This is a genomic window from Priestia sp. YIM B13551 (assembly GCF_042787905.1).
GTDB lineage: Bacteria > Bacillota > Bacilli > Bacillales > Bacillaceae_H > Priestia.
Genome location: NZ_JBHZOX010000002.1, coordinates 49,902 through 68,525 on the forward strand (window position 1 = coordinate 49,902; position 18,624 = coordinate 68,525).

The 18,624-nt window shown below is 39.1% G+C and carries 21 protein-coding genes; 1 reads left to right on the forward strand and 20 read right to left on the reverse strand.

The features are described 5' to 3' along the window. Positions 1 to 49: 49 nt before the first annotated feature. From ACFX4N_RS09265 to ACFX4N_RS09340, 16 genes are all read right to left on the reverse strand, one after another. Positions 50 to 697 carry a nitroreductase family protein gene (locus tag ACFX4N_RS09265; protein WP_057273455.1) on the reverse strand — a complete coding sequence of 216 codons (648 nt, stop codon included), beginning with the start codon at positions 695 to 697 and terminating at the stop codon, positions 50 to 52. A gap of 270 nt (positions 698 to 967) precedes the next feature. After that, the gene (locus ACFX4N_RS09270; protein WP_098449192.1) at positions 968 to 1,717 is read right to left on the reverse strand and encodes an SDR family oxidoreductase; all 750 of its coding nucleotides are present in this window, start codon (positions 1,715 to 1,717) and stop codon (positions 968 to 970) included. 21 nt (positions 1,718 to 1,738) lie between these two features. After that, the gene (locus tag ACFX4N_RS09275; protein WP_013057637.1) at positions 1,739 to 2,710 is read right to left on the reverse strand and encodes a DHH family phosphoesterase; all 972 of its coding nucleotides are present in this window, start codon (positions 2,708 to 2,710) and stop codon (positions 1,739 to 1,741) included. A gap of 342 nt (positions 2,711 to 3,052) precedes the next feature. Further along, the gene (gene hxlB, locus ACFX4N_RS09280) at positions 3,053 to 3,601 is read right to left on the reverse strand and encodes a 6-phospho-3-hexuloisomerase (protein WP_192100319.1); all 549 of its coding nucleotides are present in this window, start codon (positions 3,599 to 3,601) and stop codon (positions 3,053 to 3,055) included. Then, positions 3,601 to 4,236 carry a 3-hexulose-6-phosphate synthase gene (hxlA, locus tag ACFX4N_RS09285; RefSeq protein ID WP_192100318.1) on the reverse strand — a complete coding sequence of 212 codons (636 nt, stop codon included), beginning with the start codon at positions 4,234 to 4,236 and terminating at the stop codon, positions 3,601 to 3,603. Before hxlA ends, hxlB begins: the two co-directional genes overlap by 1 nt. 102 nt (positions 4,237 to 4,338) lie before the next feature. Then, positions 4,339 to 5,349 (reverse strand): LacI family DNA-binding transcriptional regulator, encoded by a 1,011-nt coding sequence (locus ACFX4N_RS09290; protein ID WP_013057640.1) that lies wholly within the window; start codon positions 5,347 to 5,349, stop codon positions 4,339 to 4,341. A 101-nt stretch (positions 5,350 to 5,450) separates the two neighbouring features. Next, the gene (locus ACFX4N_RS09295) at positions 5,451 to 6,095 is read right to left on the reverse strand and encodes a bifunctional 4-hydroxy-2-oxoglutarate aldolase/2-dehydro-3-deoxy-phosphogluconate aldolase (protein WP_013057641.1); all 645 of its coding nucleotides are present in this window, start codon (positions 6,093 to 6,095) and stop codon (positions 5,451 to 5,453) included. A 26-nt stretch (positions 6,096 to 6,121) separates the two neighbouring features. Next, entirely contained in the window at positions 6,122 to 7,402 is a 1,281-nt protein-coding gene (locus ACFX4N_RS09300) for an MFS transporter (RefSeq protein WP_029322567.1), read from the reverse strand. Between the two features lie 2 nt (positions 7,403 to 7,404). Continuing rightward, positions 7,405 to 8,364 (reverse strand): sugar kinase, encoded by a 960-nt coding sequence (locus ACFX4N_RS09305; protein ID WP_055990953.1) that lies wholly within the window; start codon positions 8,362 to 8,364, stop codon positions 7,405 to 7,407. Next, positions 8,361 to 9,104: a sugar phosphate isomerase/epimerase family protein gene (locus ACFX4N_RS09310; protein WP_301264453.1), complete on the reverse strand. Its 744-nt coding sequence runs from the start codon at positions 9,102 to 9,104 to the stop codon at positions 8,361 to 8,363. Before ACFX4N_RS09310 ends, ACFX4N_RS09305 begins: the two co-directional genes overlap by 4 nt. A 158-nt stretch (positions 9,105 to 9,262) precedes the next feature. Further along, the gene (locus ACFX4N_RS09315) at positions 9,263 to 9,991 is read right to left on the reverse strand and encodes a hypothetical protein (RefSeq protein WP_013057645.1); all 729 of its coding nucleotides are present in this window, start codon (positions 9,989 to 9,991) and stop codon (positions 9,263 to 9,265) included. A 141-nt stretch (positions 9,992 to 10,132) separates the two neighbouring features. Further along, complete coding sequence (locus ACFX4N_RS09320; protein ID WP_377261284.1) at positions 10,133 to 11,593, reverse strand: phytoene desaturase family protein; 1,461 nt, start codon at positions 11,591 to 11,593, stop codon at positions 10,133 to 10,135. Beyond that, entirely contained in the window at positions 11,590 to 12,729 is a 1,140-nt protein-coding gene (locus tag ACFX4N_RS09325) for a glycosyltransferase family 2 protein (protein ID WP_225518910.1), read from the reverse strand. The genes ACFX4N_RS09320 and ACFX4N_RS09325 overlap by 4 nt, the downstream gene beginning before the upstream one ends. Beyond that, positions 12,693 to 13,406, reverse strand: a complete 714-nt coding sequence (locus ACFX4N_RS09330) for a lysophospholipid acyltransferase family protein (RefSeq protein WP_029322579.1) — start codon at positions 13,404 to 13,406, stop codon at positions 12,693 to 12,695. The genes ACFX4N_RS09325 and ACFX4N_RS09330 overlap by 37 nt, the downstream gene beginning before the upstream one ends. Beyond that, complete coding sequence (locus tag ACFX4N_RS09335; protein WP_192100317.1) at positions 13,403 to 14,170, reverse strand: carotenoid biosynthesis protein; 768 nt, start codon at positions 14,168 to 14,170, stop codon at positions 13,403 to 13,405. Before ACFX4N_RS09335 ends, ACFX4N_RS09330 begins: the two co-directional genes overlap by 4 nt. 235 nt (positions 14,171 to 14,405) lie before the next feature. Continuing rightward, entirely contained in the window at positions 14,406 to 14,882 is a 477-nt protein-coding gene (locus ACFX4N_RS09340) for a hypothetical protein (RefSeq protein ID WP_028409109.1), read from the reverse strand. A 257-nt stretch (positions 14,883 to 15,139) separates the two neighbouring features. Between ACFX4N_RS09340 and ACFX4N_RS09345 the strand changes: the two genes are divergently transcribed. Beyond that, positions 15,140 to 15,778: a HoxN/HupN/NixA family nickel/cobalt transporter gene (locus ACFX4N_RS09345; protein WP_274589330.1), complete on the forward strand. Its 639-nt coding sequence runs from the start codon at positions 15,140 to 15,142 to the stop codon at positions 15,776 to 15,778. A 256-nt stretch (positions 15,779 to 16,034) separates the two neighbouring features. Here the strand turns inward: ACFX4N_RS09345 and ACFX4N_RS09350 are convergent, their stop codons facing one another. From ACFX4N_RS09350 to ureE, 4 genes are read right to left on the reverse strand one after another with little or no spacing between them, the layout of a single operon-like run. Next, entirely contained in the window at positions 16,035 to 16,844 is an 810-nt protein-coding gene (locus ACFX4N_RS09350) for an urease accessory protein UreD (RefSeq protein ID WP_057273460.1), read from the reverse strand. Beyond that, positions 16,841 to 17,455, reverse strand: coding sequence for an urease accessory protein UreG (gene ureG / locus ACFX4N_RS09355; RefSeq protein ID WP_013057654.1), 615 nt, complete (start codon positions 17,453 to 17,455; stop codon positions 16,841 to 16,843). Before ureG ends, ACFX4N_RS09350 begins: the two co-directional genes overlap by 4 nt. A 39-nt stretch (positions 17,456 to 17,494) precedes the next feature. Then, positions 17,495 to 18,181, reverse strand: coding sequence for an urease accessory protein UreF (locus tag ACFX4N_RS09360; RefSeq protein ID WP_013057655.1), 687 nt, complete (start codon positions 18,179 to 18,181; stop codon positions 17,495 to 17,497). Then, complete coding sequence (gene ureE, locus ACFX4N_RS09365; RefSeq protein ID WP_192100316.1) at positions 18,174 to 18,620, reverse strand: urease accessory protein UreE; 447 nt, start codon at positions 18,618 to 18,620, stop codon at positions 18,174 to 18,176. The genes ACFX4N_RS09360 and ureE overlap by 8 nt, the downstream gene beginning before the upstream one ends. Positions 18,621 to 18,624 lie beyond the last annotated feature (4 nt).

Here is an 18,624-nt window from a genome sequence, read left to right on the forward strand (position 1 = left end):
GTTCGGATGTTGCTTCAACTAAAATAATTTTGTCCGTACCTCTTTTTTCTTATTTAAATACTTTTACACGTTCACTTAGCGGTTGAAATTCTTTTTCGCCCGCTGGCGCCACAGGATTACCAAATGGCATTTGAGCAATTAATTTCCATGAGCTTGGAATATTCCAAGCTGCTTTTACTTCATCGTCAATCAATGGATTGTAATGCTGTAAAGTTGCTCCTAGGCCTTCCAGCTCAAGCGCTGTCCAAATCACATGCTGCAGCATACCTGATGATTGGTTAGACCAAACCGGGAAATTTTCGCTATAAGATGCGAACTGCTTTTGCAATCCTTCAATTACTTCTTGATCTTCAAAGAAAAGAACTGTTCCATAGCCGCTTCCGAATAAGTTCATTTTTTGATCCGTATCTGAAAAATTTTCAGCTGGAACAATTTTACGAAGCGTTTCTCTCGTAATATTCCATACTTTATCATGCTGTTCGCCAAATAAAACAACTACGCGTGCGCTTTGAGAATTAAATGATGAAGGGGTATGTTTCACCGCAAAGTTAATAATTTCTTCAATTTTTTCTTCTGATATTTTTACATTTTTATCAATTGCATAAATAGAACGTCGGCTTTTAATTGCTTCATAAAAATCTTTTCCAACCTGTTGTTGATCACTTGATTTATCAAATAATTTATCTAAAAAACCCATTTTCCACACTCCTAATTGTTTGTTTTTTTAACTTAAATTGCATGTTTATACCCTTCCCCCTGATAAAAGGAGATAAACAAGGTATAATGAATTCTTATATCTCTAATTCGAGATATTAAACTAAAAAAATATTAATTGAAATTTAATTACTTTATGTAACTTACTTTACAATGATTATTTTAGTCTGTCAAGAAAAAAATGATTATCTTTTTCCTTTCTTGATTATATGAAAAAAGACCGCTAGATACGGCAGTCTTTTTTCACAGATGCTTAATGTTCATAAATCATCTTTCGCGTCATTCCCCCGTCTACTACGAGGTTAGCTCCTGTTACAAAATCATTTTCAACGTTTGTTAAGTACATACACGCTCTTGAAATATCGGCTGGCGTTCCCACCCGATTAGACGGATGCTGCGTATGATCGATTTCACGAAGGCCATCGTAGTCAGATGTCTCAATCCATCCTGGAGAAATAGCGTTTACTGTGATATTGTCATCACCAAGTGAAATGGCAAGTGCATGAGTTAAAGCAACGATTCCTCCTTTTGTAGCCGCATAGGCTTCTGTGTGAGGTTCAGACATTGTAGCTCTTGTAGAAGCTAAGTTTACAATGGAGCCTCCGCTTTCGTTTTTTCTCATCACCTTAGCTGCTTCGCGAGAGCATAGAAACACGCTGCGCAGGTTCGTATTGATAATGTCATCCCATTCATCAATGGTTAGCTCATACGGTGATTTCCAGCGGGAAACGCCTGCATTATTAATCAAAATATGTATCGTTCCATACGTACTGACCGTTTTTTCAACGAGATTTAAAATGTCGCCTTCTTTTCGGACGTCTGTTTTCACAAAAATGGCTTCTCCGCCTTGTCTTTGAATAGCTTCCGCGTGACCCTCTCCTTCGGTTTCGTCCACATCTGCCAATACCACTTTTGCTCCTTGTTTCGCGTATGCGCGGGATACATCTTTACCTATTCCGTTCGCAGCTCCGGTAACAACAACAACTAAATCTTTAAACGACATATCATCTCCTCCTTATACGCTTTATTCACTTTTTTCTTCGTCTTTAAACAAGTGATCCGTGACGAAAAGAGCAAACGTTTCAGCCGTTAACTTGCATCCAGAAGCTTTTGGGTGACCTCCTCCTCCAAGGTGCCCAACAATTTCTGCTAAGTTGATTTCGTCTTTTACTGCACGGAAGCCAATCTTTTGGCGTCCCATGTCCACCATAACGGAAAAGTCGATATCTTCGTTTTCTAGACACAGTGCATTTCCTAGCTCAGACTGATATGTATCTGCAAATACAATCCCTGCGTTGTACGCTGTTTTATCAATTTCAACCCTTTCTTTTATGATTTGTTTTTGTTTGTCATAAATGTATTTTTCAATCTTTTTTTCTTCTGCTTCTAGTAAAATTTCGTGTTTGTCCGTAAACGTAAATTCTTGATTTTCAGTATGATACGATTCACGAAGTGTTTCTAGAATGGTTTCTTTAAATTCTTCATGCGGGATTAGATAATATAGGTGATTAAGGCGCTTTGCTTTCAAGTTATTTTCATGGAACCAGTCCCACGTATCAAATAAGCGCACAAGTTCTACGTACTCATCAAGCAACGCCGTTTTTTGGAGCATGTTGCGGCGCACTAAGTAGTCATAGAAAAGAGATGTAGCTGCCGTCTTTTTACCGTTTTCATCTTCCGCAATAACATGAACCCAATCGTATTTCTCAGCTAGTGGAAGAGCAGAGATATGATGGTCAATAAGAGTGATTTGCTGGCCTTTTTTTACCAGTTCATTTAATTTTTCCGCTACTTCCTCATTTACGCTAATATCCGTTATGTATAAAGCTGTGTCTCCATCGTTTTCTTCTTCAATAAAATGTGTCACTGTGTCATTGATGCGGCCAATGCTTACCGTGCTGTAATCAAAGTTGTCATCGCTAAACGCTAACCGACCCAACAGTGCTGGACTTACCCCGTCTAAATCGTTATGTGAAATTAATTTTATTTTTGTCATTAATCAAAACTCCTTTATTTTCAGTCGCCTTAGTATATGTACCGGCTTGTATATTATAGCAATTTCAGCATAAAAATGCTGTCATTTACTTTGAAGAGAAGGAATATATTCGCAATAAACAAAACTGAAGTAAACGTTCAGACTTAGACTTGCCTGTATCAAAAGAGAATGAGACATAACTACATCGATTCAATTAACAGCTAGAAGCAACTACACACATGAAACCTACGCTCACCTATACCAATGAAAAAATCCGAACGAATGTGATTCTTTATCAAGAATCTCGATTCATCGTTCGGATTTTCTTTTAAATAACCTACTTTTGTTCTAGCCTCTTTCCTCTTATTCTAAATTGCTATGCTGCTTAAACGCCTGTTCATGATCCGTGTGATTCAAATTCCCGTATTCTAAGCAAATGGCATCAAATACAACGTGAGCACATTGATCAAATAATGAGCCTAAAGGCTGAATAGAAGCGGCTTCATTTTCGCTTCGGTATTTGGTTGCAGCGGGAATGTGCAGCAGCTCATCAGTATGAGCAGTTAACGGTGATTCTGTACTAGCTGAAATGCCGATAACTGAACATCCTACTTCTTTGGCTTTTTTAGCTACACTCACCACTTGCTGTGTTTTTCCTGAACCAGATATGGCCACCAACACGTCACCTGCTGCAATCGAAGGAGTAATGGTCTCCCCTACAACATATACTGTCGCACCTAAATGCATCAGTCTCATCGCAAATGATTTGCCCATTAACCCAGAGCGGCCTTCGCCTATAACAAAAATTCGTTTCGCTTGGTAAAGTGAAAACGCTACTTCTTCTATTTGCGGTTCTTTTATGTGATTCATTACGGCCGTAATTTCGTCTAAAATCGTTTGTGTTTTTGTCATTATACGTTCCCCCTGCTCATAAATAAGTTTTGAAATTCAGCAGATGCCTTTGCCACATCCGCACTTTTTGTAATCGCTGATCCAATAATCGCGACGTCCGCTTTCATTTGAAGTAACGATGCTGCTGAGGCTGGATTAATTCCTCCTGCTACTGCTATTTGGGCATCTGAATGAAAATATTGCCGCAAATTTATTTGACTCAGCGATTTTCCTTCTTTTTCTTGCTCGTCTTTGCTGATATGATGGCAAAAAATAGCGTTTCTATAAATACCTACTTGCTTTTGCGAGCTGCTTGATGTGTTTAATAAATCAACCATCATTTTTTTATTCCATTTTTCGCTGACATTTGCGCAAGTATCTATCGTAGGTAAAGGTGATACGCCCATGACTGTTGCTATATCTGCACCTGCTTGATAGCACATTGTAAACTCATACTCTGCGTTATCAATTGTTTTGATATCTGCTACAATCGTCTTGTGTGGAAATGCCTGTTTGATTTTATAAATGCTTTCAATTCCATACTCTTTTATAAGAGATGTGCCTACTTCAATCCAATCAACAGAGGGTTCTGCCAGCTTGGCAAGGATAATAGCTTCTTCAATTGTGACACGATCTACTGCTACTTGTATCTTCATATTTTTTTTCCTCACTTTCTACTAAACCGGTTTAGTAACAGCGTAAAAAAAACCAATATTTTGATGAGCTAAAAAGAGCACGCCATAGGCGCTCTTTTTAGCTTAATGCGACAAAGTTGTTTCTCGAATAATTAATTCACACTCATACTGGTACTCTTCATAAGCTATCTTTTCTTTCAAAATTTGTTTAATAAGTAAATCTGCTGCTTTTGTTCCCATATCAAAAGCGGGCTGCGAAATCGTCGTAACAGCAGGCGTTGCTACATCTGCGTAAGGAATATTATCATAAACAATTAAAGATAAATCATTTGGGATATTAAATCCGTGTTGTTTAATAAATTTCTGCACTTCAATGAATACTAAATCGTTTCCAGCAAGCAGCGCTGTCGGCGGATTATCGGCTGCAAATAGCTTCTCAAGCGCTTTTTGCATGTCCGCTTTTTTGCAGTTGATAATCATGGATTCATTTACAGGCATATTGGCTGATGTTAACGCTTCTTTGTACCCTTCTACACGTTCAATCCGGGGTGTAATAGTTAATGGTTCTGTAATAATCGCTATATGCTTATGTCCAAGCTCGAGGAGATGCAAAATAGCCTGTTTTGTGGCTTCTTGGTTGTTTGCCACTACGGATGGAATTTTTCCTTTTACATCATGAATTTTACGATCCATAATAACAACCGGATATTCTTCTTTGATCATCTGCTCATAAAGAGAAGTATTGGCTCCCGTTGGAAATAAAATAAGGCCATCTACTTGCTTTGCTTTTAACATATTAATATATTTCTTTTCTTTATCAGGGTCATCATCTGCGTTACAGATGATGGCATGTATATCTTGTGAATGGCAATAGTCTTCAATTGCACGAATGACTTCAGTAGAAAATCTGTGCATAATATTCGCGACAATAATCCCAATCATCGACGTTCGCTTTTGTTTTAAGCTCCTTGCTAGATAGTTGGGCTGATAGCCGAGTGTATCAATCGCTTCTTTAATTTTCTTTCGTGTTTCTTCGCCCATATATTCATACCGCTTGTTAATGTATTGTGATACGGTGCTTTTGGAGACATTTGCTGCTTTTGCAACGTCCAGCATAGTAACTTTTTGCATCATAATCCGTCCTTTTCATTCAATCCCTAAAATTATGCTACTCCTAGTGTAAACGAAAAAAACGAAAAAGGAAAAGCCTTCTTGCTAGCAGAAGGCTTTATTTATTAAACGTACGCAAGCCTAGCTTCTTGAATTTCATGAGTAAAACGCTTCGCTTCCTTTGTTACTTGAAGTAAGTATTCAGGAGTTGGAAGCTGCTTTCCATCCACTAATGTGCTTCCTGCCCCAATAGCAGCTGCTCCAGCTTTAATATAAGCTCCTGCATTTTCAGCCGTAACGCCGCCCGTTGGCATTAATGGAATATGAGGAAGCGGTCCTGCTATATTTTTAAAATAAGCGGGGCCCACTACGCTTGCCGGGAAGACTTTAATCATATCTGCACCGCATTCATAGGCTGTTAAAATTTCAGTGGGTGTAAAAGCGCCCGGAACGCTAATGACTCCGTATCTTTTAGCCGTTTTAATTGTTCGTTCATTAACCGTAGGAGAAAAAATAAATGACGCTCCTGCCATAATAGCAATTCGTGCTGTTTCTTCGTCTAGAACAGTTCCTGCTCCAATAAACATCGAGTCGTCAAATTCATTTTTTAACTCTTTAATAACCTCTACGGCAGCAGGGTTTTCCATTGTAATTTCTAGGTTTGTTACTCCGCCTTCTTTTAACGCGTAGGCAAGCGGAATAATTCGCTCAGCACTTGCTCCTCGAATGACCGCTACAATACCGCTACTTGTAATTTTCTCAATATGCATTTGAATTCTCCTTTTCTATCGTTGCATTAAGCTGTTGTTTCAACTGGCTTTACACTTTGAACTTCTCTTGGCTTTTTCGTTGCGACAATAGTTAGAATGGCAGCAAGGAATAATGATCCCGCCATAAAGATATAGGAAGCGCCAAATCCTCCTGTTGATCCATTCAAAAACCCTACGATATAAGAACCCGCAAATGAGCCAAGTGCGCCCATGCTATTAATTAAAGCCATCGCTCCTCCGGCAACATTACGCGGTAAAATTTCAGGGATAATTGCAAAGAACGGTCCGTACGGAGCGTACATTGTCCCTCCGGCGATAACGAGTAAAGTAAAAGAAAGCCAGAAGTTGCTTGTGCCAACTAAGTATGATCCGTAAAAAGCAAGCGCTCCTACCAATAAGAACGGCCATACAAATGCGCTTCGTTTTAAAAACTTATCTGATAAATATGAAACCGTTAACATTAATACGACTGCTAATACGTAAGGAACGGACGCTAACCAACCGGTCTTTACTATACTCATGTTAGGCGCTGCTTTAATAATAGAAGGAAGCCACATAACAAATCCGTAGACGCCGATACTCCATAAAGCATATTGAATGCTTAATAAAATGACAGTACGATTTTTGAAAGCCTCTTTATAGCCTTTAACAGGTTTAATTCCTTCTTGTTCTTTTTGTAATGCTTCATGCAAATCTGTTTTTTCTTTTTTCGACAGCCAGCCTGCATCTTTTGGCTCGTCGTTTACTAGTTTCCACCATAAAAATGCCCAAATAACAGCTGGAAAACCTTCTAAAATAAACATCCATCTCCAGCCAAACGATTCTAGCAAATACCCAGAAACAATAGACATCCAAAGAACGGTTGCCGGATTTCCTAAAATTAAAAACGTGTTGGCTCTAGAACGTTCTGCTTTTGTAAACCAGTGGCTTAAAAACACGAGCATAGCAGGCATAACGGCACTTTCGACTACTCCTAAAGCAAACCGAATAACAAACAAAAATCCGACGTGGCTTACCATACCCGTAGCTGTAGCAAGTGCTCCCCATAAAATCAGAGACCAAAAAATCAGCTTTTTGGCGCTTTTATTTTCAGCATAGTGAGCGCCTGGAATTTGGAAAAAGAAATAACCTAAGAAAAAGAGCGATCCTAATAAAGACGAAATACCTGGCGTAATATGAAGATCTTCTGCCAGCCCTGCCGCTGCTCCAAACCCGTAGTTTGCACGGTCTAAATATGCAAGGCTATACGTAATAAATACGATAGGAATTAATCGAAGCCATCTTTTTTTTGCGAGCTGCTGTTTCATTATCACTTCACTCCTTGTTTTTGGGATTCCATATATCTTTGCAACTGCTGTTCAGTTGGATATCCGTCGTTATCTCCAGGGCTTTGTACAGCTAATGACCCAATAGCATTTGCTCTCCTTACAGACTGAGTAAGAGAATCATTTTGAAGAAGTCCGCTTAACAGTCCTACTGCAAAACCGTCTCCTGCTCCGACTGTATCCACTATTTGTTTCACTTTTATTCCTTCAACCATTCCTTGCTCTTTAGCCGTCTTAAAAAAGGCTCCTTGTTCACCTAGTTTAATAACGACAAGCTCTACGCCTGCATCTAAATAGTAAGAAGCAATGTCTTCTGGATTTTCGTAGCCGGTTAAGATTTTTCCTTCTTCAATACCCGGCAGAACGTAGTTTGCTTGTTTAGCAGCTTCATTGATTGTAATAACCATTTCTTCTTTCGATGCCCAAAGAGTGGGTCTAAGGTTTGGATCAAAGGAAACCGTTCTTCCAGCTGCTTTCATCGATGTAAGTGCATGTAGAGCAAAATCGCGCATACTTGCTGACACAGCAAGCGGTATGCCTGTCATATGCATATGTTTTGCCGCTAAAAAATAGTTTTGATTAAAATCGCTGGAGTGCAAGTGACTGGCTGCTGAATTTTTTCGGAAGTAACAAACTTCCGGATCTCCCACTTCCACTTTTGATTTAATTTGAAAGCCTGTTGCATGCTCGCTATCTACTAGTACACAATCGGTGTTGACTGACTCCTCTTGTAGCCGTTTCATAATAAACGTACCGAAAGGATCGTTGCCGACTTTGCTCACCCAGCCTGCGCGCAGACCGAGACGAGCGAGACCAATTGCTACATTTGTTTCTGCTCCGGCTAGTTCTTTCGTATAACGCTTAATCTCATGCAGCGGTCCCGGCTGTTCTGCCATGAACATCGCCATTGCTTCTCCGAAGGTAATAACGTCTAATGAATTCATTGCACTTCCTCCTGTTCTGCTGCTTGCACCAATGAAATGAAGCGGGGGATTTGTTCTGGTTCATCGATTGGAAACTCTAAAGCTTTAAAAGTAGAATGAGAAAACCCTTTCAAAATATCTTTCCACATTTCATTTGAACCGTTTGATATAGCGGTGGTCACTAGCTTTCCGCTGTTTTTTATTACGTGTTTAATATGAATATAGCCCACAAATGACCTTAGCTTTTTGATTGCTTCCTGGGGTTGTTCATGTACATAAAGCCAATTACCAATATCAAACGTCATGGAAACAGGAACTTCGTAAGCGTTATCAAAAAATGCGTGCAGAGATGCTATGTTGCCTCCGTGACTGGTTTGATCGTTTTCTACAAATAGACGTAAAGCTGGAAATGCTTCTAATAGCTGCTGTAAATCTGCTATAGGCGATTGGGGCTGATAAAAACCAAGAGAAACTTTTACCCACTGAGCGCCAAGTGATACGGCTTCTTCAAGAATAGCTTTTAATTCTTGTGTGTTTAACTCTCCATTTTCTCTCCACAGTTCAATTGGAGCCGAATATACTGTAAAAAGCGGATATTTTTTTAATTCTTCGGCAATAAGCTCAATCTCTTGATCTACTTTTTTCATTAACTCTCTTCGAATTTCCACTCCATGTACTTGCTGCTCATGTATTTTCCCAATCATGGTGTGCTGAAAGCCTGTTGTTTCAAATGCATTTAACGGGATAATGATACTATTCATAAATCGACCTACCTTTCTTATTATGCTAACTAACCACTTACTAAACCGGTTTAGTAAATCGATTTATCTAAATTATAAGACTATTGAAAGCGCTTTTCAAGCTTTTTTTATAAATTATAAAAAAAAAGAAACAACACAGCTTTATGCCGTGTTGTTTCTTAGTGATCATCTGTGCTTTTTACTAGATTGCGATCTTGCTGGTAAATATCATAAATCAAAAAGCTAAAGCCATAGTACAAGACCATGATGACAACTGACTTCGTCATGATAAATAAAGCGCCTAGCCCGATACCAACTAACAGCGTCTGGACACTTAAACGGTCACGCTGGAAAGCTAGCTGTGATAGGAAATAACCAATACCAATTAAGACGGCCAATACCCATGTGTTTTCAATGGCTAATATATAGTGACTATATAAATAAAAGCTAGGAAAATAGACGGTGCTTTCTACGAAGCTGGAAATACCGCTGTATGCTAGCCACCACTTTTGCTCTCTTTCCGTTTTAGGAACGGTTGCCTCAATTGACGTGGGCATTTCCTGTTCCACAAAAACCGTTTCTCCATGATCTTTCATCCATTGAAGCATAATGGAAAGAATGATAAAGCCTGCAAAGATTAAAAGCAGCAAATATTCAATCCACGCTGGATACGGAGCCGTGCGATGAATCGTATCGAGATATACTCCCTGTAATCCTAACATAGAAATTGGAACCCTATGGTATACCATCACCGCAATATAAAATAGTAAAATTAGCACATAAAAAAAGAACTGTTCTTTGTAGTAGCGAACTTTTTTGCCTTCTGAAGCAAGTCGCTTAACAGTCACGCTTTCCAAGTACGGACGGATAATGCTTATGATAATAATAAGACACGTAAATACAATCATATAGTTATGTAATCACCTTTTCAACTTCGTTATGTAACATGTTTTTTCATTTTTTCCATCCGTAAGAACAGTAGGTTAACAGCCTCTGCACTTTCTTATAGTACCAAAAAACTAAACTTTTTGACAATCCTGATTTATCAATTAGGAAGATGAAATAAGCATAGCTACATTGATGCCGCTAATCGTGACCATAGGAGACCCTCCTCCAGGGTGAGTCGTTCCTCCTACAAAATATAAGTTTTTAACATCTTTTGAGACGTTGCTTGGGCGAAGAAAACTATCCATTTTCCGGTTTGAACTCACGCCGTACAAAGCACCTTTAAATGCGCCAAACGTTTGTTCAATTTCATATGGAGTAACAATTCGTTCATGTACAAGCGAAGGCTCGATATCTAAACCAAACTGAGAAAGCTTGCGATAGACAACTTCTCTGTAAGCTTTCATTTCTTCTTGATTCTCTTCTTTCACAGCAGGAGCATTCACTAAAATAAATAAATTATCACCCGGAGCTACCGTGTTATCGGTATATGAAGAATTACAAATGTAGATGGTGGGATCGGTTGGAAGCGTTTTTTGCTGAAATAGCTCATAGAATTCCTGTTTATAATCCTGAGAAAAATACACTTGATGATGAATCAGCTGAGAAAAGCGCTTCTTAACAGCTGCCATGATCACATAAGCTGATATGGAAGGCTCGAATTCAGCTGCTTTTTTGTTTTTAAAATGAGGTCTATCCTGTTCTTTTACAAGTGCCGGATAGGCTTTTAGCAAGTCCCCGTTCACAATAACGATATCCGCGTCTATCTTTTCTTCTCCATTTACTTCCACTCCGGCAGCCCGTTTATTTTTTACGATTATTTCAGTAACGCTGCAGTTTGTATACAGCTTTCCTCCAACTTTTTGGAACACATGTCCCAGCCCTTTTGCAATTCTAGGATTTCCTCCTTTTACATAGTACACCCCATCATTCATTTCTAAATGTCCAATCAGTGAAAACGTAGCGGGTGATGTATAAGGTGAAGATCCGATATAGGTTGCATATCGATTAAATGCATTTCGAATGTTTTCGTTTCGAAAAAAACGCTGATGAAACGTATCTACTGTTTCAAACGGCCTTACTTGCAGCAATGCTTTTAATAAAGAAGGGTTTGTGTAATCTTTCCACGATGAAAATGTCCGGTAGAAAAATTGGCTTTTTGCAATGTCGTATATTCTTTTTACTTCTTTTAAATAGGCAGGGTATTGCTCCGCAGCAAAGGGATCGAGACGTTCAAGCTGCTGAATCATCTTTCTTTCATCTATAGACATGGAAAATTGGGAGCCGTCGGTGAAGAAATTATTCGTATGATGCGTTAGTTTGACAAGAGGCATATAGTCTTCTGGACGTTCACCCGCTTGCTCAAATAACCACTGAAAAACTTCGGGCATTGTAATGGTATTAGGCCCAAAATCAAAAGAATATTCTCCTAGCTGCACAGGCATCATTTTTCCGCCTACATGCTCGTTTTTTTCCACAATTGTGACATCGAACCCCTTTGTTTGAAGAAGAACTCCTGCAGCTAATCCGCCTAACCCTGCCCCAACTATTAGTACTTTTTTCATTGATAATGCCTTCCTTTCCATTCATATCCCTGCTTTTTTCGTTCACGCTTCATGGAATGATTCATCAGCAGCATCAGCACAATTGCCGACGCGGGCATCGTACAAAACAAAAGCCCTTTTTGCTGAGCCGACCGGTCAATTAAAAACCGCTGAAAAAGCATAATGCAAAAAGGCAGAATCCAAAGCATGTTGCCTGTGAATATTCCTGCTATAAAAAAAGGAAGCGGCAGCACATAGTAACAGGCAAAAAAAACGCTTAGTACCCAAACTGCTTTAGCGGAGCGGCCCAGACCTACAAAGATGTTTTTAGCAAAACCGTTCCATACTTCTTCTGTTGTTTCATACATATAACAGCTAACATGAGAGGTAATATTAGCTAAAATGACGCGGTGTTTCTTTTGCTTAAAAAGCTGGGCTAGGTGGACATCTTCTACTAGTGAAGATTTGACGGCTTCATGTCCTCCTACGGCCTCGTATGTTTCTTTTTTTATAAACATAAAAGCACCGTGAGCCGCTGAAGCTTTGCTCATCTTATTACGATTAGCTACGACAACCGGTAAATAACTAAAAACAACCACATGCTGAAGCGGAACAACCAATGCTTCTAACCACGTTTTTACGGGAAAACGAGGGAAACCTGTTAAAAGAGCGGCTTTTGTCGCTTGTGCTGTGGCTAAAGTATGTTCCAGTGTACGTTCTTTTAGTTCTACATCTGCATCTACAAACAATAAATAGTCTCCATTTGCAGCTTGCGACAGCTGGTGACAGGCATGAACTTTTCCGACCCAGCCCTCTCTCAGCTCTTTTCCTTCTATGATGGTAAACCTCGGATCCCCGTGAATTTCTTTCAACAGCTGTGTTCGTGTTTGATCTGTGGACTGATCGTCTAGTATGACACATTCTAGATTGCTGTACGTTAATCCTTTAATAGAGGAAATGATTCGCTTTACATTTCGTTCTTCATTTCGCATTGGAATCAAAATAGAAATAAGAGGCTGAGGTGTTTTGGAATCTGGCTCGTATCTTTTTAATTTAGGCATTGCTTTAATATTTACAATGGTTAGAAGCAGCATAAAAATAAATAAAAGCATATAGTAAATCATTCTTTCACCTTCGCTTTCCACCACGTTAACCATTCACTAAGCGTCTTTTTTCCTTTTAATAAAACCGTAAATTCCTCATCGTTTTCTTGAATTATTTTCTGTTTTTGATAATCGAGCTGAGCAGTGACTGCACCGCCTAGCGTGTTGGTTATCTCTTCTCTTGCCTTAGATGAGTCGTAAAAAACAGCTTGCCCTACCCAGATAAAAAGCTCCGGTCGCTGATCATGGCGAAACGTATAATAATACGTAATGGGAATAACTTCAACGTCAGAATGCTTCTTTAGAAGAAAAGCAGGTCCTTCAGAAAAAGTTAACGGTCTTTTTTCAAGATGCTCTTCTTTTCCTTGGGGAAAAATAAGCACCGTTTTTTTCTCTTCTAACAGCTTACTGGCAAACCTTAACGATTCCACCGTATGCTTCGGAGACGCTGCATTTACTGAAAAAGCTCCGATTCGTTGAAAAAAAGGAAAATCCTTCATTCCTTGTTCGGACATCATAGCGTATAGATCTGTTTTTAATACCGCGTTATTTAAATAAAATGTCACTAAACCGTCCCACCAGCTGGAATGATTAGCAATTAATAAAATTTTTTTATCTTTTGGGAGCCCTTCTATATGTAAATGAATACGATAAAATTGCTTTTTAAGCTGATATGTGACAAACAGTTGAAAAAATCGCTCAAATATTGAGTTTTTCTTCGGGTAAATCATAAGCGAGTCTCCTTTTTATACACAATATAAAGAATAAGAAAAGGAATCATCGTCAGCCATACGACAAGCCATAGGCCATTCGCCAACGCTACAATCACAAACATCATGACAACTGCACTATACAAAAATACCATTCTTTTTTCCCACACCGGATTTTCCTCTTTAGAAGCCTTAGCTAAAAAGAAATATACGACCAGCTGAATGAAGAAAGACAATAAAAACCAGCCGGAGAAATTTGATAAAGGAATATTATAATAAAAGCTGTCCCCTTCCCACACCCAATATTGTTTAACAACATAGGCAACAGGATCAATAGCCAAATCCATAATAACAGCAAAAAGCGAACTAATGACTGCATAGACAATTCCATGGACAATAAACGGCAGTTCCATACGTTTCATAATTCCGAGAGCTAATATTCTGCTTGTGATCACAACCATAAACCAAGCCGAACCAATGGTCAGAGGAACCCCTAAAATTTTGGCGCCAAAATCTTTTTCATAATCGTAGGATCCAAATAAAAATCCATACTTAACACCTAGACTTTCGATATAAATAGATGCGCCTGTCACAAATATCGCAACGAGCAGTGCCCGCCTTACTCCATAAGCTTTAGCTAGATAAATAAGAGCAAGAAGACTGCTCAAGTGTAAAAAGACCGCGTTTGCCCATTCTAACCATGAAGGCAGCAAATCGAAGGAAAGCAAGACGACTCCGCATACGTACCAGATAAGAAAAAAACGATAAATACCATTTGTGATCATCCTCTATCCACCTGCTCTCCAGCTTCTTTTTGTCAAAGTGCTATTATATAAGCTTGTACACATTCTCTCCATTTTCAATGTGCTCTTTTTTATGAGTAGTCCGCGCTCTCTTAAAATTATGTAAAAACAGCCACTGTTAGTACGTTCCCTAAATAAGAGACTTTATTACTTATTTATAAACAAAAATAAAATAAACGTCCATTAAAATCTACGGATGTATAGATTGTAATGACGTTTATTTTTTCTTATGTATATACACTTCTAATAGCTTTTTGACAATGAGCCCGACAACAAGTCCGGGTATAACAGACAGCATAGGAAGCCAAATTGGTCCTATAAAAACACCGTTGATGGTTGTTACTGAGGAATACATAATGCCTACTGTAACAAAATAAGCACAGGAGACAAAAGGAATAAATGTAAATCTCGATGCGCCGTTTTCTGCTTCTTTAACAGCATCCCAAATTGCAAAAAAATACAAACATGGATAAAACATTAACCACTGCATGTTCATTACCTCTAGGGACTGCCTTGTTTCTCCTAAAAAGCTTAAGCGAATACCTTCATTAAAATTTGCGCCCATATTAATGAGAAATTCAAGTACAATAAACAAAATTCCTTTTATATGTTTTTTGTTTAGTAATTGTCCAAAGCCCGGCAACGCAATGCTCCATAAAAGAGCTTCTAGTCTAGTCACGTTCTGTCCTAACATTTTGACGTATAAAAGAACTCCACAGCATGATATCAGTAGAAATTTTGTCCATAGTTATCAACCTCACAATAATTTACTCATAGTTTTTGTAAATGTAAAATTTTTATACTACATCTCCTTTAATATTTGTAACTTATTGTAAATTGATAAATAGTTTAGCTATTCGACCAGACATTTTCGTTTAGAATTTTCTGTTTATTAAAACAAAAACGTACGATATACTAGTTTTATACGTACGAAAGGATGAGAAAGCTGACATGGAAACAAGTTTTTTTTCAATTTTAATACTAGGGTTTTTTTTAGGAATCAAGCATGCTCTAGAACCAGATCATATTATCGCTGTATCAACCATTGCTTCAAAAAGTAAAAAGCTGTGGCGCTCTTCGCTTGCAGGAGTATACTGGGGGATTGGTCATACGCTTACGCTGTTTATTTTTGGCATGATTTTAATGGTGTTCAAAAGCAGTATTTCTGAACGTATGAGCATGTCACTTGAATTTTTAGTAGGCATTATGCTCGTTTACCTCGGTTTTACATCTTTTCTGTCTTACAAAAAACAAGTACATACGCATCACGAAAAAACGTCTTACTTAAAGTCATTGGGCATTGGCTTTGTTCATGGACTGGCCGGAAGTGCAGCGATGGTTGTATTAACGATGAGCACCGTTACTCACGTATGGCAAGGTGCTCTGTACATTATCATTTTTGGAATCGGCACTTGTCTTGGCATGCTGTTATTTACAACGGTTATTGGGATTCCATTCGTTACAACTAAAAAACAAGTGACGTTAAACCGCTGCTTGATGCAGGTAACAGGCGCTGTCAGCATTATATTTGGCCTTTATTATATGTATAATTTAGGTGTAAGCAACGGCTTGTTTAGCCTGTGGTTCTAAAAGTGAATGAGACATAACGAAAACAATTCCATCTAAAGATGAACAAGTAGGATAAATGATCTGGACTGCCTGTTCCACAGCTGTTGATTTCTGTGCAAGACGTCGCTTTGTCCTCTAATCAACGGCTAGAAGGAGCTACATACAGGGAACCTACGTTCACCCTACCAATAAAAAAATCCGAACGAATTTGATTCTCCACTAAGAATCCAGCTCGTTCGGATCTTCTTTCAACTAACATATTTTTGTCCCAGCCTCTTTAATACTTACGCAAAAGTGATACTTCAGCTTTTAGTAAATGCTGTCGGAACAATCCGTATACTTTAGCGATTATGTCTTCAACTTCTTGTGTACTAGCAGCTAATATTCGAATAGCACATCCGGGGATCGGAAGTGCGGAAGCTCCTACTTTACAGCCTGCCTCTTCGCACAGCTGATGTACTTTCGCTATAAATGCGTCGTCGGCGTTTGGATGAACAATGATAATCGATCCAAAATGAGTATACCCTTCCATTTTCATCATGCCGCGCAAATGGCTTTCTGGCTTCAAGTATAAGTGATCGTATACCTTCAGCTGCTCGTTTACATACAGTTTAAGCTTGGAACGCATAGAGGTATATTGAAACAGCTGCCCATCCGGCGACCACCCCGGAGTTATGCTGTCACACATAAACAAAGCAGCGTTTTGTGCCATATGAACCGTTATTTCTTGAACAAATGCAGCATTTTCATACAAAATAAGCGGGTCTGGTATATATTCCATGATGGCTTGTTCTTCAAGAGTTATACACGTTTCTTGTAAAACAGCTTCGTTCGGTGTTTTGTACACCTTTGTCGCAGATTGAGTAGTAGCCGTCAGCTGGGCATTTTTCTCTACCGTTATCATCGTTTTATACTTGTCTCCGCTTACGTATCCTCCGCCTACGTGAAGCATATAGACAAAAGGGGATTCAGGAGTCATGTAAATAGGTCTGGCAACTTTGAAAGCCCCGTAATGGTACGTATCTTTAATAACGGTACGCTCACTGTTTCTTTCTGCTCGAAGCTCTAAATAACCCGTGTAGCTCATGATTCAAGGCCGATTAAAAAGGCCTCTTTTTTAATCCATTCTATCACTTGGTCGAGCCCTTTATCTTCTTTTAAATTGGTGAAAACAAAAGGCTTGTGCCCTCTCGCTTGGATTGTATCTTTTTCCATTACTTCTAAACTGGCTCCTACATACGGGGCTAAATCTGTTTTGTTGATAATGAATAAATCAGATTTAATCATTCCTTGACCGCCTTTACGCGGGATTTTTTCCCCTTGTGCTACGTCGATGATATAAATCGAAAAATCAACGAGTTCTGGGCTAAACGTTGCGGCTAAATTATCTCCTCCGCTTTCTACAAAAATAAGTTCAACATCCGGGTGACGTTCCACTAACTCATCGATCGCAGCAAAGTTCATAGATGCATCTTCTCGAATGGCCGTATGAGGACATCCTCCTGTTTCTACTCCTACGATGCGATTTTCCGGTAAAATACTGTTTTTTACTAGAAATTGCGCGTCTTCTTTTGTGTAAATATCGTTTGTAACGACCGCCATGCTTAGCTGTCCTTCTAGTGCACGCGTTAATCGTTCTACTAACATTGTTTTCCCTGCACCAACAGGTCCACCAATTCCAATTTTAATTGCATTCATTTTTTACGCCTTCATCGTTAGAAGGCCTTCCCTCCTTTTTTATGACATGAACAATCGGACATGCAATTGTTCATGCTGCATTTGAGCGATTTCTAACCCTGGTGTCACGGCACCAAATTCCTCTTGATCTGCTTGTAAAATATGCTGAAGTGCGTGCTGCAGCAGCGGCTGAAAAAGAACGAGCGTTTTTTGTCCATCCGTTTGACCGATCGGTATGCCGCGAACAGCATTTTGGATTAACGAAGAAATGCTAGCGTACAAGTGACTTAAAATTGCGTCTTCTTTTGTGATATTTAACTGCAGGCTGGCTAACGCAAATACAACAGCAGGATGTCCATACGCCTTCTTTGCTTTTACCTCACTCATATACTTTTCTAAATAAGAGCCTTGAAATAACTCTAAGCAAAGTTTTAACATGCGCTGGCCCACGCGTCTTGTCCCTTCTCTTGTTTCTTTTGACAAAGCAAGAGCGTATAATTCATGATCCACTCTCATAATTTCGTTAAACTGGTCATGAGCCGCATACTCATAAGCCAGTCTGCATGCTAAGCCGTCCGTATACGTCAGCTGAACATCAAGGTATGTACGAAGCGCTTCTTGAAAGGTTTCTGTGTTGTAAATTTGGTTTCGCTGAATATACGTTTCAAAGCCAAACGAATGTGAAAATGCACCGGATGGAAAATTTGAATCACATAGTTGAATCAGCGAAAGCAATGAATTAGTCATGACTGTGTCCGATATGCTTAAAAGCTTGTTTTACTTTTCTTTTTTCACGCTTATAGGGAATATCAAGCTGCCGGAGCAATTCTTCGACTAAATAATCGTACTGTACGAGCATGTCTCCACCTTCAAACTGTGCCGGCAAATGTCGGTTGCCAAGCTGATGAGCAATTTCTCCCATTTGCTGAATATCAATCGGCTGAATCGTCAAAATATCGTCTGCCAGCACCTGCACAACAATCATATTGCTTTCATCCATAAACAGCACGTCGCCATCAGTGAGCTCGCGATTTTCTTTTAGACGAATTCCTAGTTCCTTACCGTGATCTGTTACAACGCGCTGAACGCGTTTTACTAAGTGATCACTTTCGATATATACCTTTTCTATATGTGGAACCCGTTTTTCTAATGTTGCCATATTTCCGATAATTTTTTCGATTACCATTTCT

Coding starts and splice junctions, on each gene's coding strand:
- ACFX4N_RS09265 (WP_057273455.1), bottom strand. CDS start 697: ATGGGTTTTTTAGATAAATTATTTGATAAATCAAGTGATCAACAACAG.
- ACFX4N_RS09270 (WP_098449192.1), bottom strand. CDS start 1,717: ATGTCGTTTAAAGATTTAGTTGTTGTTGTTACCGGAGCTGCGAACGGA.
- ACFX4N_RS09275 (WP_013057637.1), bottom strand. CDS start 2,710: ATGACAAAAATAAAATTAATTTCACATAACGATTTAGACGGGGTAAGT.
- hxlB (WP_192100319.1), bottom strand. CDS start 3,601: ATGACAAAAACACAAACGATTTTAGACGAAATTACGGCCGTAATGAAT.
- hxlA (WP_192100318.1), bottom strand. CDS start 4,236: ATGAAGATACAAGTAGCAGTAGATCGTGTCACAATTGAAGAAGCTATT.
- ACFX4N_RS09290 (WP_013057640.1), bottom strand. CDS start 5,349: ATGATGCAAAAAGTTACTATGCTGGACGTTGCAAAAGCAGCAAATGTC.
- ACFX4N_RS09295 (WP_013057641.1), bottom strand. CDS start 6,095: ATGCATATTGAGAAAATTACAAGTAGCGGTATTGTAGCGGTCATTCGA.
- ACFX4N_RS09300 (WP_029322567.1), bottom strand. CDS start 7,402: ATGAAACAGCAGCTCGCAAAAAAAAGATGGCTTCGATTAATTCCTATC.
- ACFX4N_RS09305 (WP_055990953.1), bottom strand. CDS start 8,364: ATGAATTCATTAGACGTTATTACCTTCGGAGAAGCAATGGCGATGTTC.
- ACFX4N_RS09310 (WP_301264453.1), bottom strand. CDS start 9,104: ATGAATAGTATCATTATCCCGTTAAATGCATTTGAAACAACAGGCTTT.
- ACFX4N_RS09315 (WP_013057645.1), bottom strand. CDS start 9,991: ATGATTGTATTTACGTGTCTTATTATTATCATAAGCATTATCCGTCCG.
- ACFX4N_RS09320 (WP_377261284.1), bottom strand. CDS start 11,593: ATGAAAAAAGTACTAATAGTTGGGGCAGGGTTAGGCGGATTAGCTGCA.
- ACFX4N_RS09325 (WP_225518910.1), bottom strand. CDS start 12,729: ATGGTTAACGTGGTGGAAAGCGAAGGTGAAAGAATGATTTACTATATG.
- ACFX4N_RS09330 (WP_029322579.1), bottom strand. CDS start 13,406: ATGATTTACCCGAAGAAAAACTCAATATTTGAGCGATTTTTTCAACTG.
- ACFX4N_RS09335 (WP_192100317.1), bottom strand. CDS start 14,170: ATGATCACAAATGGTATTTATCGTTTTTTTCTTATCTGGTACGTATGC.
- ACFX4N_RS09340 (WP_028409109.1), bottom strand. CDS start 14,882: ATGTTAGGACAGAACGTGACTAGACTAGAAGCTCTTTTATGGAGCATT.
- ACFX4N_RS09345 (WP_274589330.1), top strand. CDS start 15,140: ATGGAAACAAGTTTTTTTTCAATTTTAATACTAGGGTTTTTTTTAGGA.
- ACFX4N_RS09350 (WP_057273460.1), bottom strand. CDS start 16,844: ATGAGCTACACGGGTTATTTAGAGCTTCGAGCAGAAAGAAACAGTGAG.
- ureG (WP_013057654.1), bottom strand. CDS start 17,455: ATGAATGCAATTAAAATTGGAATTGGTGGACCTGTTGGTGCAGGGAAA.
- ACFX4N_RS09360 (WP_013057655.1), bottom strand. CDS start 18,181: ATGACTAATTCATTGCTTTCGCTGATTCAACTATGTGATTCAAATTTT.
- ureE (WP_192100316.1), bottom strand. CDS start 18,620: ATGGTAATCGAAAAAATTATCGGAAATATGGCAACATTAGAAAAACGG.